This window comes from Sphingopyxis macrogoltabida (genome assembly GCF_001314325.1).
Lineage (GTDB): Bacteria > Pseudomonadota > Alphaproteobacteria > Sphingomonadales > Sphingomonadaceae > Sphingopyxis > Sphingopyxis macrogoltabida.
In genome coordinates this window covers 4,425,632-4,440,014 of sequence record NZ_CP009429.1, presented here as the reverse complement: position 1 = coordinate 4,440,014, position 14,383 = coordinate 4,425,632, and the positions used below count along the sequence as shown (strand labels likewise).

The 14,383-nt window shown below is 65.3% G+C and carries 16 protein-coding genes; 6 read left to right on the top strand and 10 right to left on the bottom strand.

Annotation, left to right across the window (positions count from 1 at the left end):
* The first annotated feature begins 1 nt into the window (after nucleotide 1).
* From LH19_RS21550 to LH19_RS21535, 4 genes are all read left to right on the top strand, one after another.
* On the top strand, nucleotides 2-487 hold the full coding sequence (locus tag LH19_RS21550) for an SRPBCC family protein (RefSeq protein ID WP_054731784.1): 486 nt from the start codon (nucleotides 2-4) through the stop codon (nucleotides 485-487).
* Nucleotides 484-918 (top strand): disulfide bond formation protein B, encoded by a 435-nt coding sequence (locus LH19_RS21545; protein WP_082396002.1) that lies wholly within the window; start codon nucleotides 484-486, stop codon nucleotides 916-918. The genes LH19_RS21550 and LH19_RS21545 overlap by 4 nt, the downstream gene beginning before the upstream one ends.
* Nucleotides 915-1,559 (top strand): DsbA family protein, encoded by a 645-nt coding sequence (locus LH19_RS21540; RefSeq protein WP_054731782.1) that lies wholly within the window; start codon nucleotides 915-917, stop codon nucleotides 1,557-1,559. Before LH19_RS21545 ends, LH19_RS21540 begins: the two co-directional genes overlap by 4 nt.
* 190 nt (nucleotides 1,560-1,749) lie before the next feature.
* Nucleotides 1,750-2,055 (top strand): hypothetical protein, encoded by a 306-nt coding sequence (locus LH19_RS21535; RefSeq protein WP_054731781.1) that lies wholly within the window; start codon nucleotides 1,750-1,752, stop codon nucleotides 2,053-2,055.
* Between the two features lie 27 nt (nucleotides 2,056-2,082).
* Here the strand turns inward: LH19_RS21535 and LH19_RS21530 are convergent, their stop codons facing one another.
* The 4 genes from LH19_RS21530 to LH19_RS21515 all read right to left on the bottom strand — a co-directional run bounded on the left by LH19_RS21530 (nucleotide 2,083) and on the right by LH19_RS21515 (nucleotide 4,476).
* Nucleotides 2,083-2,742: a class I SAM-dependent methyltransferase gene (locus tag LH19_RS21530; RefSeq protein ID WP_054731780.1), complete on the bottom strand. Its 660-nt coding sequence runs from the start codon at nucleotides 2,740-2,742 to the stop codon at nucleotides 2,083-2,085.
* A gap of 46 nt (nucleotides 2,743-2,788) precedes the next feature.
* Nucleotides 2,789-3,478, bottom strand: a complete 690-nt coding sequence (locus LH19_RS21525; RefSeq protein ID WP_054731779.1) for a helix-turn-helix transcriptional regulator — start codon at nucleotides 3,476-3,478, stop codon at nucleotides 2,789-2,791.
* Between the two features lie 418 nt (nucleotides 3,479-3,896).
* Nucleotides 3,897-4,124 (bottom strand): GDCCVxC domain-containing (seleno)protein, encoded by a 228-nt coding sequence (locus tag LH19_RS29720; RefSeq protein WP_054731778.1) that lies wholly within the window; start codon nucleotides 4,122-4,124, stop codon nucleotides 3,897-3,899.
* Nucleotides 4,117-4,476, bottom strand: a complete 360-nt coding sequence (locus LH19_RS21515; protein WP_054731777.1) for a hypothetical protein — start codon at nucleotides 4,474-4,476, stop codon at nucleotides 4,117-4,119. The genes LH19_RS29720 and LH19_RS21515 overlap by 8 nt, the downstream gene beginning before the upstream one ends.
* Before the next feature lie 72 nt (nucleotides 4,477-4,548).
* On the opposite strand from LH19_RS21515, the gene LH19_RS21510 reads away from it, so the two are divergent.
* Nucleotides 4,549-4,950: a MerR family transcriptional regulator gene (locus LH19_RS21510; RefSeq protein ID WP_054731776.1), complete on the top strand. Its 402-nt coding sequence runs from the start codon at nucleotides 4,549-4,551 to the stop codon at nucleotides 4,948-4,950.
* 245 nt (nucleotides 4,951-5,195) lie between these two features.
* On the opposite strand, the gene LH19_RS21505 is transcribed toward LH19_RS21510, so the two are convergent.
* Both LH19_RS21505 and LH19_RS21500 read right to left on the bottom strand, forming a co-directional pair.
* On the bottom strand, nucleotides 5,196-7,142 hold the full coding sequence (locus tag LH19_RS21505) for a cytochrome c/FTR1 family iron permease (protein ID WP_054731775.1): 1,947 nt from the start codon (nucleotides 7,140-7,142) through the stop codon (nucleotides 5,196-5,198).
* Nucleotides 7,143-7,147: 5 nt separating this feature from the next.
* On the bottom strand, nucleotides 7,148-7,798 hold the full coding sequence (locus LH19_RS21500; protein WP_054731774.1) for a cation transporter: 651 nt from the start codon (nucleotides 7,796-7,798) through the stop codon (nucleotides 7,148-7,150).
* Nucleotides 7,799-7,903: 105 nt separating this feature from the next.
* Between LH19_RS21500 and LH19_RS21495 the strand changes: the two genes are divergently transcribed.
* Entirely contained in the window at nucleotides 7,904-8,317 is a 414-nt protein-coding gene (locus LH19_RS21495) for a MerR family transcriptional regulator (RefSeq protein ID WP_054731773.1), read from the top strand.
* Nucleotides 8,318-8,417: 100 nt separating this feature from the next.
* Here LH19_RS21495 and LH19_RS21490 read toward each other — a convergent pair whose 3' ends face one another.
* The 4 genes from LH19_RS21490 to LH19_RS21475 are packed head-to-tail and all read right to left on the bottom strand — an operon-like array spanning nucleotide 8,418 to nucleotide 14,372.
* Entirely contained in the window at nucleotides 8,418-8,789 is a 372-nt protein-coding gene (locus LH19_RS21490; protein ID WP_054731772.1) for a copper-binding protein, read from the bottom strand.
* Entirely contained in the window at nucleotides 8,786-11,920 is a 3,135-nt protein-coding gene (locus LH19_RS21485; RefSeq protein WP_054731771.1) for an efflux RND transporter permease subunit, read from the bottom strand. The genes LH19_RS21490 and LH19_RS21485 overlap by 4 nt, the downstream gene beginning before the upstream one ends.
* Complete coding sequence (locus LH19_RS21480) at nucleotides 11,917-13,149, bottom strand: efflux RND transporter periplasmic adaptor subunit (protein WP_054731770.1); 1,233 nt, start codon at nucleotides 13,147-13,149, stop codon at nucleotides 11,917-11,919. Before LH19_RS21480 ends, LH19_RS21485 begins: the two co-directional genes overlap by 4 nt.
* Nucleotides 13,146-14,372: a TolC family protein gene (locus tag LH19_RS21475; protein ID WP_054731769.1), complete on the bottom strand. Its 1,227-nt coding sequence runs from the start codon at nucleotides 14,370-14,372 to the stop codon at nucleotides 13,146-13,148. Before LH19_RS21475 ends, LH19_RS21480 begins: the two co-directional genes overlap by 4 nt.
* Nucleotides 14,373-14,383: the final 11 nt, after the last annotated feature.

The following is a 14,383-nucleotide window of genomic DNA, read 5'->3' as shown; positions in this document are numbered from 1 at the left end:
GATGGAGTTCGAGCGGGAGCATGACCTCCCCTATAGTCCGGAACAGATATGGGCGGTCCTCGGCGATTTCGAGAACCACCGGATTTGGAATCCCTATGTCCGGATCGAGCGGCTTGCCGAGGATCCGATCGCGATCCGCTATTCGATGCGCATGGATCCGCACAAACCCAAGTTTCTTGAAGTGTCCGCGACGGTCCTTTCCGCGCGCGCCGGCGAGGAGCTGATACTCGACGTGAAGCCGAGCTTCATCCTCCAATTCGAGGAGAGCTATATCCTGACCCGGACGCCGGAAGGGACCAGATTCCTCCATCGCTACCGCTGCCGCGGGCCCTTTGCCTGGCTCCGGCTTCCCGGCATCAAGACGAGCTTTCAAAGGATGCTCGCGTCGATCGACGGCATCCTGGTCAGCTACCTCAAGTCCAAATATAGCAAGCCGCAATCGCCGCCGCGACGGCCCAAGTCCAAGTTCAAAGGCGGTCGGCGATGATGAGCTTTCCGCTGCTCGCGCCGCACAAATGGCGTCCGCTCGGCGCGGCTTGGGCCATCGCCCTCCTGTCGAGCCTTGCCGTTCTCTTCGTCGGCGAGGTCATGGGCCAGGCGCCGTGCGACCTCTGCTGGTTCCAGCGCGCCTTCATGTTCCCGCTGGCGATCATTCTCGGCATCGCGGCGTTCAGGTCGGACCGCGCCGTCGTTCCTTATGGACTGGCGCTGGCTTTCGGCGGCGGCCTCGTCGCGCTCTACCATAGCCTGCTCTACGTCGGTGTCATTCCGGCTCCGATCGTCCCTTGTACCGGCGGCCCGTCGTGCTCGGGTGAGAGCATGGCAATCGGAGGCGTGCCGCTGCCCCTCCTGTCGCTGGCCGCATTCGCGCTCATCCTTACCCTCTTGCTCAACTTCCAAAGGAGACTGAAATCATGAACAGACGTATCGGAGTGGTGGCCACGCTTGTACTCTCGGCACTCGCCTTCACCGGGGGCGCGATGCTCTACAGCGGAACCGCCGAGGGCGAACCCACGAAGAAGGTCGTGGCGGGGCCCGTCGACAGCCTCATTCGCCCGCACTCGCCGATCATCGGCCCGAAGAATGCCCCGGTCACGATCGTCGAATTCTTCGACCCCTCGTGCGAGGCCTGCCGTGCCTTCTATCCGACGGTGAAGGGCATCGTCGCCAAATATCCCAAGGATGTGCGTCTCGTGATGCGCTACCTGCCGCTGCACCCCGGCTCGGCCGAGGCGATCGTGATCCTCGAAGCAGCGCGCGTGCAGGGCAAGCTCGAACCGGTGACAGCCGCGCTGCTCGAGGCGCAGCCCGACTGGCATGACGGAAAGATGGACGGGGCCTGGGCCGCGGCGGAGAAGGCCGGCCTCAATGTCGCGAAGGCGCGCGCGATGCCGACCGCCGATGCGATGGCATGGATGGAGCAGGACATTGCCGACGCGCGAGCGGTCGGCGTCAAGGGCACCCCGACCTTCTTCGTCAATGGCGAGATGCTCGTCCAGCCCAGCCCCGAACAGGTCGAGGCCAAGGTTCAGGCCGCGGTCGCGGCAAAGGGCAAATGAGGGCCGCACCCGTCCCGCTTCGTCCACGTGGGACGGGTGCCCACCATGCAGCGCGACGCCGTCTCTCCCGCCATCGGCCTGCCGCATGGAGACGCCGGGTCACCGCCCGATCGGCGGCATCGGAGCCAATATTCACAGCGCATTCAACCATGAAGGGGGACTTTGAACGCCACGAAAAGGAGAGACTGACATGCGAAAATTTCTGACGATCGCGGCTGCGATGCTCGCCTTTGCGGTCCCCGGAATGGCCCTTGCCCAGCACCATGGCGATCGCGGGGGATATAATCGCGGCCATGATGCGCCGCGGGGCCATGACCGCGACTATCGTTCCTCCCGTCATGGCGTACCCAATTACGGCTATGACCGGGGCTATCGCGGCTATGACCCTTATTATCGCGGCTACGACCGCCGCTACGAACGCCGGGATCGCTACGAACGACGCTACCAGAAGCGCCGGATGCACCACCACCACCGCGGGCGTCACTGGCGCGGCTAGTCGATATCCGGCGGGCAGGGCGAGCGGCTACCGCTTCGCCCGATAGATTGAAATCGAGCCGGTCGGCGTCGGGATGACCTTCACCTCCTCGACCGCCTCGAACCCTGCGGCTGCAAGGATCTCCGGAACACAGCCCTTCGCATTGGGTTCGGTAAATTCGAACCCGTCGAGCAGCTGTATCTGGCGAAACAGCATGCGCATCAACAGTGAGCGTTGCTCGCCATAATCGGCGATGAAGAGCGTGCCGCCCGGCTTCAGGAGACTGAACATCTGCGCGGCGATCGCTTCCTTCACGTCCATCGGGCACTGGTGGAGGACGAGGCTCGAGACGATCTTGTCGCATTGCTGGAGGGCGTCGATGGCGTCGAGTTCGTCGCCCATCGCCTCGAACCATTGGATATTTGCGCCCGCGACATCTGCCTTGGCGCGCGCGATCTCGAGTATGGCCGGGTCCGGGTCGACCGCCAATATCTCGCTTTCCGGCGCTGCGCCCTTGAGCGCGATTGCGAACGTGCCAGTGCCGCAACCGATATCGACGATCCGCTCGCCCGGTTGGGGTGCCACTAGCTTCAGCAGATCGCTTCGCCACCTCTTCTCGCGCGTCATGAGCGCGATCGCGGCGTCATAGCGGTCGAGCGAGCCGCTCTTCCCAAGCGCGGGTATAAAATCTCTGTCGGTGCCTGTCATGACCCCTGCCTAGCAAAGCTGCCATGTCCTCGCTTGAACGGAGCGGCTACGGCTCGATGAGCAGATCGCTTGCCCGGATACCAAACATGGTCTTGATCGTGCGTGCAAAATGCGGGCTGTCGCTGAACCCGGCCAGGTGCGCCGCTTCGGTTGCGCTGTAGCGCGCCTCGATTGCCTCAAAGGCGATGAGCAAGCGGCGCCACAGCACGTAGCGCTTGAACGGCATACCCACTTCGGCGGCAAACAGATGCCGGAAGCGTCCAAGCGAAAGGTCACAGTCAGTCGCTGTGTCGGCGAGCCGTACCAGACCTGTCGAGATCAGACGATCGACCGAAGCGGCAGCCCGCGCGACGCGCGGGTCGAGCGGACGGCGGATATCTCTCGTCAGCCAGCTCTCCCAGAACGATGCACGTGCCCTCTCCGCGACAAATACAGCATCGCAGCCGAGCAGCCGTCTTCTCAATTCCTCCGGCGGCCCAAAACCGACCGTCGGCTCGACAAACCATAGTTCCGCCGTTGGCGCGGGAAGCAAGCGGTGAAGTGTATCGGGTTCGATAAGTATGCACTGCCCCGACAAATGGGCACCGCTCGCGTCGATCGCGGTAAGCTTCTCGTCGCTGAAGACCGCCTGCGCTGCGAAATGACGATGGGAGGCCGCGTCGCCGACGGAGCCCGACCAGCAAGCATAATAATCGCTGAGGCGAAGCTGGCCTTTCCAATGGGACGTTCCCGACATCGGCTACCCATAGCAGCCTTTCCCTGTCTTCGCACGGACACCCGATGAATCCTCCCTAGGCCGGCGCGTATGGGGCGCCATCGACGGATCCATTGGATCAGGAAGGTCGTCACAATGACTTGCGCAAGATACTCTTGCGCGGAGGTTTCACCGTTGCGGTGGCTTTGCTGACGTTGCTGTCAGTGGCCAAAGGGCCTGACCGCTCGCCGCGCCGCTTTCATTGCAAAGATGGGGAATTAGAAAAGCCGCATGGTGAAGCCGGATCACGTCGAAATTCGCGTTTGGCTCATCCATGTCCGATCACGGACTGTTTCCTATAGCCCTCAGGTCAAGAACAGTGTTGCGGAAACGGGCGGATATGATGGCCCCGCCCAGCCCTCTGACACGCAAGGAACGAATGACCGGCAGCTCGACCGGGTCAGCCGCAACAGGCCCCTTTGCCGCCCTCGACCTGCACCGGTGGACAGGGCATCGTCCCATAGGAACAATAGACGCAGCAGTCTCCCGGCAGCGGCTTGAGTACCGCGCCGCATCCCTTGCAATCGTAGAAATATTGGCATGCGTCGGTGGGCATGATTTCGTCTGCGCCGTGCCCGCAGAGCGGACAAGTCAGCGTCGATCCGAGATTCGGCGACGATTCAAGCATAGCGATAGCCCAGCCACAGCAGAACGCCGCCGACGACCAGGCCGACCAGTGTCGCGGCGCGCAGCGCCGTCGGCACGCATCGACCATCCGCTCCGCAGCGCGCGGCGCGTGCCTGCTGGCGAGCGAGCAGGATTCCGCCGGCCACAAGCGAAATCACTCCGAATGCGACGAACCAGAGCCGGTAGGGCGCCGCTGGGACCGCAATGCCGACGAGCCAGGCGGACCCGATTCCCGCCGAGGCAAGCAACATAGGAAGGGCGCAGCAAGTGGCTGCGATAAAGCCCGACGCGATCCCCCCGAGCGTCAGCGAAATGGCCCCAATTCCTTTCGGGCGCCTTAGATCTCCGGTCAAAATAGAACTCCTTGTTTCGCGGTAGAGGCAAGTCTAGCATCTGTAGCGACTACAGACGCAAGCGGAATCGCAATGCCCCCTTCCAGCACCATCCCGATTGGCGAAGTTTCCCGGCGCACCGGCTGCAACATCGAGACTATTCGCTACTATGAGCGCATAGGCATCCTGCCTGCACCTGTCCGGCGAGGCCGGTTTCGCCGCTATGATTCTGCCGACGTTAGACGTCTCGCGTTCGTGCGTCGCGCCCGCGAGCTCGGTTTCCCGCTTCATACCATCCGGACTTTACTCGCTTTAGCCGAAGGTGGTGGCCATTCCTGCGACCAGGCCCGCCAGATGGCCGAGACACAGCTGTCGGATGTTCGTGCCAAGCAAGCGGACCTCGAGCGCATGGCCGTGGTGCTGGATGAGCTTGTTCGGGCATGCGGCGCCGGCGACGCCAGCGGCTGCCCGCTCCTCGAAGCTCTGTCCGACTAGGTCCGCGCGGAGCGGTTGGGTTTGCGTGCCGCGGAGAAGAGGGCTTTTGCCCCGAAAGTACGAAGCGTGCCAGTTTTTCGGGCCCCTTGTACCCGCGCGCAGAGGGCGGTGTTTCGAAACCGGATCCTAGTCGAAAATCTCGTTCCGACTGGCTCCCCGCCGCGAAGCTGAAGCAATGGGCCGCGTCGGACAATCGCGCGCGGACGCTCGACGCGCCGGCGATGATGCGGCCGCCGCGCACTCCGCTATTGGCCCCGCGTCACCTCCATCCGGCGATGCTGCTGGCTGTTGTAGCGATAGCCGATCCAGAGGATCGCAAGCGCCAGAAGCTGGAGCAGCAACGGTTCGAGCGAAGGAAAAATCCCGACCGCCGGGAAGCGGGGGAAATGGGCGAGCGGTGTAATGCCGAGGAGTCCGGCTTCCTGCAGGGCGCCTGCTCCCTTGCCGGAGAGAACGACCGCTAGGACCGCGATCAGGGCGGAACTATAGGCGAAGAATTTCCCGATCGGCAGAACGCGGCTGTAGCGAAGCATCACCCACGCGATAACGGCGAGGATTGCCAGCGCTGTTCCCGCTCCAGCCGCGATGGCCCCGCTGCTCCCTTGCGTGGCGAGCGCCGCGAAAAACAGGATGGTTTCGAAGACTTCCCGATAGACGACGAGAAAGGCGAGCCCGAACAGGAACCAGGCCGAGCGGCGCGAAAGCGCCTTGCCCATCGCCTCGCGAATATAGCGCTGCCAGCTCTCGGCATGCGACTTGCCATGCATCCAGATGCCGACCCAGACCAGAACCACCGCCGCAAATAGAGAGCCGAAACCTTCGGTCAGTTCGCGGCTCGCACCGCTGACCGAAATGGCATAGGTCGCGATCGCCCAGGTCCCGCCGCCGGCGACGAGCGCCGCGATCCAGCCGCCATGGACATAGGGCAGGACTTCGGGCCGTTCGGCCTTTCGCAAAAACGCGATCATCGCCACGACGATCAACAGGGCTTCGAGCCCTTCGCGCAGGAGGATGGTCAATGCTCCGACGAAGGTCGATGCGTCGCTGGCGGCACCGGGAGCCAGCGCGGTCTCGGCATCGGCGAAAAGTGCTTCGACCGACGCCGCCTTGCCTGCCACGGCCTCGACCGGCAGGCCGCGACCGATCGACACGCGATAATCGGCCATGGCGGATTCGATGTGCGCCATCAGACCCGCGTTGCGGGTGGTCAAAATCGGCTCGAGCGGCTCGAATCCGTCAAGATAGGCGGATAGCGCGAGACGCTCGGCCTCGTCGCGGTTTCCGTTTCGATAGGCGGCGAGGCTTTGCGCAAGCTTGTCCCGCGCCACGGCGAGCGACGTGGGCGTGGCCGCGCTCAGCGCCTTGGGGTCGGCGCGCAAATAAGCGGTGACCGCATCGGCAGGCCCCTGTCCGAGCCCGCGGCCGAGCGCTTCCGGGCTTAGGCTGGTAAAGGCTTGCAGGTCGGACATCTGCCCGCGAGCGGACGGATCGCGCTCCCAGATGCGCTTGCCGGCCGCGGCATCCTGAAAGGCAAAACTGCCGGCATAGGTTGCCACCGCCCAACGGTCGTCGGAAGACAAATGAGCAAAACTGGGCATCGACGTGCCCTCAAGCCCCTGTCCTATGACTTGGTAGAGCGCGAACAGGCTGCGCTTGCGGGCGCGGTCGGCATCGGTGAAATCGATCGGCGCCGGGTCGAGCCCCATCGCCTGAGGCCCTTTGCCGTCACCGCGCGTACCGTGACAACTGGCGCAATTTTCGAGATATATCTGGGCACCGCGCCGGGGATCGGGGGCGTTGCGAGGCGCAAGGGGCACGGGGTAGGCGGCGAGCAAGTCGGTCGCGACCTTGCGCGCAAGTCCGGCCACCTTGGCCGGGTCCGACCTTGAGGCGATGGCCGCTTCGAGCTGCCCCGCTTCGGATGCGAGGCGCGCGCGCGCCGAGGTCGCCGGAAGCGCCGCGATACCCTTGCGAACCGTTGCCGAAAACTCGGTCATCTCGGCATATTCGACTGGGCTGGTCACCTGGCCATTTGCGACGGCACCGGCATAGTCGACGGCGACATAATCCAGCAGGCGCCAGATGGTCTGGACCTCGTCGGCGTCGCTGCGGGCCTGTGCTGCTTGCGCGGCGAAGCCGGCGATGACGGCGAGCAGGATCAGCAGAAAGCGAAAGCGGGGAGCGGGCGCCATCGATCCTATCCGGCCGCAGCCGACAATTCGCGCAGCTCGGTGCGCGCGCCGCGGAGGATTTCATAGGCCGAGTGGAGGAAGAGCGCAGCGATGATCGCGGCAACCGCGAGATCGGGCCAGGCCTCGCCAGTCCAGGCGACAAGGCCCGCCGCGAAAATAACCGCGACATTGGCGACCGCGTCGTTGCGACTGAACAGCCATACTGCGCGGACGTTGGCGTCGCCTTCGCGAAACCGCGAGAGGACGGCGGCCGAGGTCAGATTGACCAGCAGTGCGGCAATGCCGATCGCGCCCATCAACTCGGCTTCGGGCGGAACGGCGGTCAGCGCGCGCCACAGCGCGACGCCGATCACGCCGAGACCCAAGGTCAGCAGGAACAGGCCCTGGGCGACGGCGATGCGTGTGCGCGCCAGTGCGGTCCAGCCGATCGCCACGAGCCCGGCGAGCGTGATCGTGCCATCGCCGATGAAATCGAGCGAGTCCGCCTTGAGCGCCTGGCTGTTGGCGATGAACCCGCCGACGATCTCGATCGCGCCGAACCCGAGATTGAGGAGCACGACGATCCACAAGGCGCGGCGATAGGCCGGATCCTTTTCCGCACGCACGGGGTCGCCCGTGCAGCCGCATGCGTCCCCGCTTTCAGACCCTTCCGTCATCGCGTCTTCATCTCCATGCTGCCGCCTCGGCGCCCTTTTTGCTGTCTTCAACTTCGGACATGGCCAGCCTATACAATCTCCAGTCACTGGAGGATCAAGCGAATTATGACCAAGCGGCTCGCGATCGGCGATCTGGCCCGGCAGACCGGCACCAAGGTCAATACCATCCGCTTCTACGAGGAAATCGGGCTGCTACCCGAGGCGCTCCGCACAGCCTCAGGCCGGCGAACTTATGATACGGCCGATCTGCGCCGCCTTGCCTTCATTCGCCATGCGCGGCAGCTCGGCTTTTCCATCCCCGAGATTCGGTCATTGCTGGCGCTTTCGGACCAGCCCGATCGCGATTGCGCCGAAGCCGCGGCCATTGCGCGCGAGCATCTTCACGATATCGGCATTCGCATCGCACGGCTCGAAACATTGCGCTCGGCGCTGACCGATGTCGCGACCTCCTGCGAGGGCGGCCGGGTCGCCGAATGCCGGGTGATCGAGGCGATCGCCGGAACCGAGCTCGCGCTCTAATCCGATCGGTCGCTCCGCGCTGACGCGCCTGGGTTCGAGCAAGGACGTGAGTGATCGCGCGCGGTGTTCGGCTGAATCTCCGCGCGCGATGCTGAGTCTCTTATGGCGCCTTGTCGAGCTTGGTGATCGTTCCAGCCTTGCCATCCCAATCGAGCTCGAACGCGACCTTGTCGCCGACCTTGATGTCCTTGAGCAGGTCCGGTTTCGCCGCAAAGCCCATCGTCATCGGAGGCCATTCGAGTTCGACGATCGCGCTATGATCGAGCGTGACCTGGCCCTTCGCCGTATCGATTGCGGTCACGGTTGCTGTGCCTTTGCCATGCTTGGTTTCAGCCGGCATCGCCATGGTCCCGGCATCATTGGCCGCTGCAGCGGCCTTTTCGTCGGCTTTGGGCGCCTCACTTTGCTTGCCGCAGCCGGCAAGTGCCACGCTGAGCGCAAGACTCAGTGCGATACCAATGGATGCCTTCATGTCTTTTCTCCTTCTGGTTGAACGGGATGTGCCGCGCGCCGCCGCATGAGCAGATAGGCGGCGGGAATGATGAGCATCGACAAAAGCGGCGCGGTCAGCATGCCGCCGATCATCGGCGCCGCGATACGGCTCATCACCTCCGAGCCGGTGCCGGTTCCGACCAGGATCGGGAAAAGGCTGGCGAGGATGACCGCGACGGTCATCGCCTTCGGCCGGACACGCAGCAGCGCGCCTTCGCGAACCGCGGCCAATATGTCGCCGTCGCTGCGATCGGCGAGCGCATGCTTGAGATAGATGAGCATAACGACCCCGAACTCGGCGGCGACGCCCGCGAGCGCTATGAACCCGACCGCGCTTGCGACCGACTGGTTGTAGCCGAGCAGATAGAGCAGCCAGAGCCCCCCGGTGAGCGCGAAGGGCAAGGTCGCCATGATGAGCAACGCCTCATCCCAGCGGCGGAAGGTGAGATAAAGCAGGACGAAGATGATCGCGAGCGTGACCGGTATGACTATCTTCATTCGTTCGGTCGCGCGGATGAGAAACTCGAACTGCCCGGTGTAGGAGATGCTGATGCCCGGAGGCAGATTGACGTCGCGCGCGATCGCCCGCTGGATGTCCTGCACCAGGCCCTGCAAGTCGCGGCCCCGGCTATCGACATAGATAAAAGTCACCGGGCGAGCATTTTCGCTGCGCAGCATTGGCGGGCCATCGCTGACCTTGACGCTGGCGACGGTGCCGAGCGTTATCTGCTGGCGAGAAGGCGTCAAGACCGGAAGGCTGGCCAGTTCGCCGATACTGTCGCGCAGTTCGCGCGGATAGCGCACGCTGATCGGATAGCGGGCGAGCCCCTCGACGGTCTGGCCGATCGTCTCGCCGCCGATCGCGCCGGCGACGATCTCCTGGACGTCGGCGACATTGAGGCCGTAGCGCGCCGCCGCGGCGCGATCGATGTCGACATCGATATAGCGGCCGCCGGTCAGGCGCTCGGCCAGCGCCGACGCGACGCCGGGCACGGTCTTGACGACAGTTTCGATGCGCTTGGCGGTGCGATCAATCTCGGCGAGGTCAGATCCCGCGACCTTGATGCCCACCGGGCTCTTGATCCCGGTCGCGAGCATATCGATGCGGTTGCGGATCGGGGGAATCCAGAAATTGGCGAGCCCCGGAACGCGGACGCGCGCATCGAGTTCCTCGACCAGCTTTTCCTCGGTCATGCCGGGACGCCATTGCTCTTTCGGTTTGAAGCGGATCGTCGTTTCGAACATCTCTAGGGGCGCCGGGTCGGTCGCGGTGTCGGCGCGCCCTGCCTTGCCGAACACGCTCTCGACCTCGGGCACCGTCTTGATTAGCCGATCGGTTTGCTGGAGCAGGCTCGACGCGCGCGCCGCCGAGATGCCGGGAAGCGCCGAGGGCATGTAGAGCAGGTCGCCTTCGCGCATCTGCGGCATGAACTCGCCGCCGATCTGGATCATCGGCCACAGGCTGGTGGCGAAGACGACGCCGGCGATCGCGAGCGCCTTTTTGGGGCGGGCCAGCACCCAGTTGAGTGCCGGCCGATAGGCGTGGGTCAGCCAGCGATTGATCGGATTAGCCTGTTCGGCGGGAATCCGGCCGCGGATCAGCCAGCCCATCAGTACCGGAACCAGCGTGATCGAGAGTATCGCCGCCGCGGCCATCGCATAGGTTTTGGTGAAGGCGAGCGGCGCGAAGAGCCGCCCTTCCTGGCCCTCGAGCGTGAAGATCGGGATGAAAGAGAAGGTGATGATGAGGAGGCTGAGGAAGAGCGCCGGCCCGACTTCGGCGGCGGCGTCGGTGATCACGCGCCAGCGCTCGGCGCCCTTCAATTCCTCGCCGGGATGATCGCGCTCCCAATGTTCGAGATGCTTGTGGGCATTCTCGATCATCACCACCGCGGCATCGACCATCGCGCCGACCGCGATCGCAATCCCGCCAAGCGAGAGGATGTTGGCGTTGAGACCTTGCAGCCGCATGATGATGAAGGCGATGAGGATGCCGAGCGGCAGCGTCAGGATGGCCACCAGCGCCGAGCGCGCGTGCCAGAGGAAGAGCGCGCAGACGAGCCCGACAATGATGAACTCCTCGACGAGCTTCGAGGTCAGATTGTCGACCGCGCGGTCGATCAGTCCCGAGCGGTCATAGGTGGTGACGATCTCGACCCCGGGTGGCAGGCTGCGCTTGAGCTCGGCGAGCTTGGCGCGCACGCCGTCGATGACTTCGCGGGCATTCTTGCCTTCGCGCATCACGATGACGCCGCCCGCGACTTCGCCCTCGCCATTGAGTTCGGCGATGCCGCGCCGCGTGTCGGGGCCGATCTGGACCGTCGCGACGTCGCCAACCGTCACCGGGATCCCGCTGCCGGCCGTGCGGATCGGGACCGCGCGGAAGTCGTCGAGCGATTTGAGATAGCCGCTCGCGCGGACGATATATTCGGCCTCGGCGAGTTCGAGGCTGCCGCCGCCGCTTTCCTGATTGGCGCGCTTGAGCGCGTCCGCCACCTCCGGCGCCGTCACGCCGAAGGCGGCAAGTTTCTGCGGATCGACGATGATCTGATATTGGCGCACCATGCCGCCGATGCTCGCGACCTCGGCGACGCCGGGGACCGACTTGAGTTCGAAGCGCAGGAACCAGTCCTGGAGGCTGCGCAGCTCGGCGAGATCGTGGCGGCCGCTCTTGTCGACGAGCGCATATTCATAGATCCAGCCGACGCCCGTTGCGTCGGGGCCAAGGCTCGCCCGCGCCCCCTCGGGGAGGCGGCTTTGCACCTGACTCAGATATTCGAGCACGCGGCTGCGCGCCCAATAGGGGTCGGTGCCGTCGTCGAACAGCACATAGACGAAGCTGTCGCCGACGAAGCTATAGCCGCGCACGACGCGCGCGCCGGGCACCGAGAGCATCGTCGTCGTGATCGGATAGGTGACCTGGTCCTCGACGATCCGCGGCGCCTGGCCCGCATAAGTCGTGCGGATGATGACCTGCACGTCCGACAGGTCGGGGAGCGCATCGACCGGTGTCGTCCGCACCGCGGCGATGCCGAGCAAGGTGAGGATGAGGGCGGCCGCGACGACGAGGCCGCGCGCCGCAACCGAGGCGCGGATGATCTTTGCAATCATTGCGCGGCATCCAGCGGCCGAACCGCAAGGCCGGTCAGGCTCGCCTCGGAATCGAGCAGGAACTGGCCCGACGCGACGACCTTCTCGCCGGGCGCGAGACCGCGCAATATCTCGGTCTTTCCGCCGCCTTCGCGCCCAGCGAGCACTTCGGCCGGGTGATACCGGCCATCGCCCCGCTCGAGCATCACGATGCTGCGCGTGCCGGTGCGGATCACTGCTTCGCTCGGCACCAGCAGCGCCGGCTTGGCATCGCCGCCGAGCGCGACGCTGGCGAACATGCCGGGGCGCAGGCGTCCGCCGCGGTTGGCGAGTTCGATGCGCACGGTCAGCGTCCTGGTGTCCGCCGCCGCGGCCGGGAGGATCGCGACGACTTTGCCGGCGAATGGCTCGCCCGGAAAGGCGGTGAGCTTCGCGGTCGCGCGCTGGCCGACCTGCACGAGCCCCGCCTGCGCTTCGGGGAGCGCGGCATTGAGCCAGACGGTGCCGAGCCCGGAGATTTCGGCGAGCGTCTGCCCAGCGGCGAGCGTAACGCCCGCCCGCGCATTCAGCGCCTGGACAACCCCTCCGATCGGCGCGCGGACAGTCATCCGGCCGCCGGTGCGCCCCGTCCGATCGACTTCGGTTATCACGCCTTCGGGCATGCCCATCAGCCGCAGCCGCTGCCGCGCCGCCGCGGTGAGGTCGGGGCGTCCGAGCTTCTTGACGCTCAGATATTCGGTCTGCGCACCGCCCCATTCGGGCAATTGCAGGTCGGCGATCGGGGTGCCGGCGCCGATGACGTCGCCGGGCGCGAGGCGATAGACGCGCTCGACGAAGCCGCCCGAGCGCGCCTGGACGATCGCGACATCGCGCTGGTTGAAATCGACACTGCCATTGACGTTGAAGGTCGCGGCGAGGCTGCCCATTTCGGCCGCGACCACGCGGATTCCGAGGCTCTGCCGCGCGGCCGGGTCGACCGTTATGCCGGGGCCGGTGCCAGAACCACCCGCTTCATCGGCATATTTGGGCTCGAGCTGCATATCCATGAAGGGCGACTTGCCGGGCTTGTCGAACTTCTGGTTCGGGAACATCGGGTCGTAATAATAGAGGATTTTGCGGCCGCCGGCCGTGGCTTCGGCCGGCGCCTGACCGTCCCCGCGCTGTCCCAGCCAATATCCCCCGCCGCCCGCGATCAGCACGGCAGCCAAAATCCCGGCGCGCCACCGCGCCGCTGATGTCGCATCGGTCATCGCCCTGTCTCCCCATAGATATAATTGATCCGGATCGCGTCGCGCGCGACGTCGGCTTCGCGCGCGAGCGCATCGACTTCGGCTTCGGCCAGCGCGAGCGTCGAGAGCAGCGCGGTTCCGAGGTCGAGCTTCCCGGCGGCGTAACTGGCGAGGTCAAGTTCGGCGCGCTTCTTTGCAAGCGGGACCAACCGCGACCGTGCATTGCCAAGCTGCTCGTGATGCATGCGATGGTCGGCGAGATCGGCGTCGAGCGCCGCGGCGATGTCGCGCTTCGCCGCTTCGCGGTCGAGGCGCGCGCGCGTCGCTTCGCTGGCGCGCGCCGCGATCTTCGGGTCCTGCCGCTTCTTCGAGAAGAAGGGCAGGTCGATCGTGACGCCAAGCGTGACGAGGTCGCCATAATTGGGTTCGCGCCGCCCATAGGCCGCATTGACGCTCCAGTCGGGACGCTTGTCGGCGCGCGCGAGGCCCGTTTCGGCGTCAGCCGCAAGCGCGCGCGCATCGAGCGCGCGCAGCCGCGGCAAGGCGTCGATGCCGGCGCGCAGCGCGATTTCGTTTACCATCGGCGGCGGCGGGTCGCCCGCCGTGTCGGCGGCCGGATCGCCCGTGAATCGCGCAAGCTGCGCCCTTGCCCGGGTGATTTCGGCGGCGAGCGCGCTGCGGCGATCGCTGACCGCCGCGCGAAGCTGTTCGGGTTCGAGCGCCTGCGCCGGGCGTGCCGCACCACTCGCGAGCCGCGCGGTCACGGTCGCTTGCAGATCCCCAAGACCGGCGTCTAGCATCTCGAGTTCCTTCAGCCGCTTCTTGGCATAGAAGAGATCGACCCACGCGAGCGCCGTCGCGAGCCGGACGTCCTGCGCGGTAACTGCCTCGTCGGCGCGGGCGATTCCGATGTCGGCCTGCGCGCGCGTCGCGCGCGCGCGTCGCTTGGCGGGGTTCGGGAAATCCTGACTGATGCCGATGACCTGCATCGTGAAGTCGTCGCGGTTGAGCCGGCCCGCGTCGGGACCGGTGACAGGGAAATCCTGCAGGACGATATTGAGTTTCGGGTCTGGCAGCCGGTCGGCGGCGATCGCCGCCGATTGGGCGGCATCGAGCCCGGCTTCTCGGGCTTGTAATTCGGGCGCTCGCGTTTCCGCCAGTCGAAGCGCATCATCGAGCGACATGGGTTCGGTGTGCAGGGCCGTGGGCAGCGCAAGCACGGCTGCCGCAAAGAAAAGGCGCATGATTTCCCCCT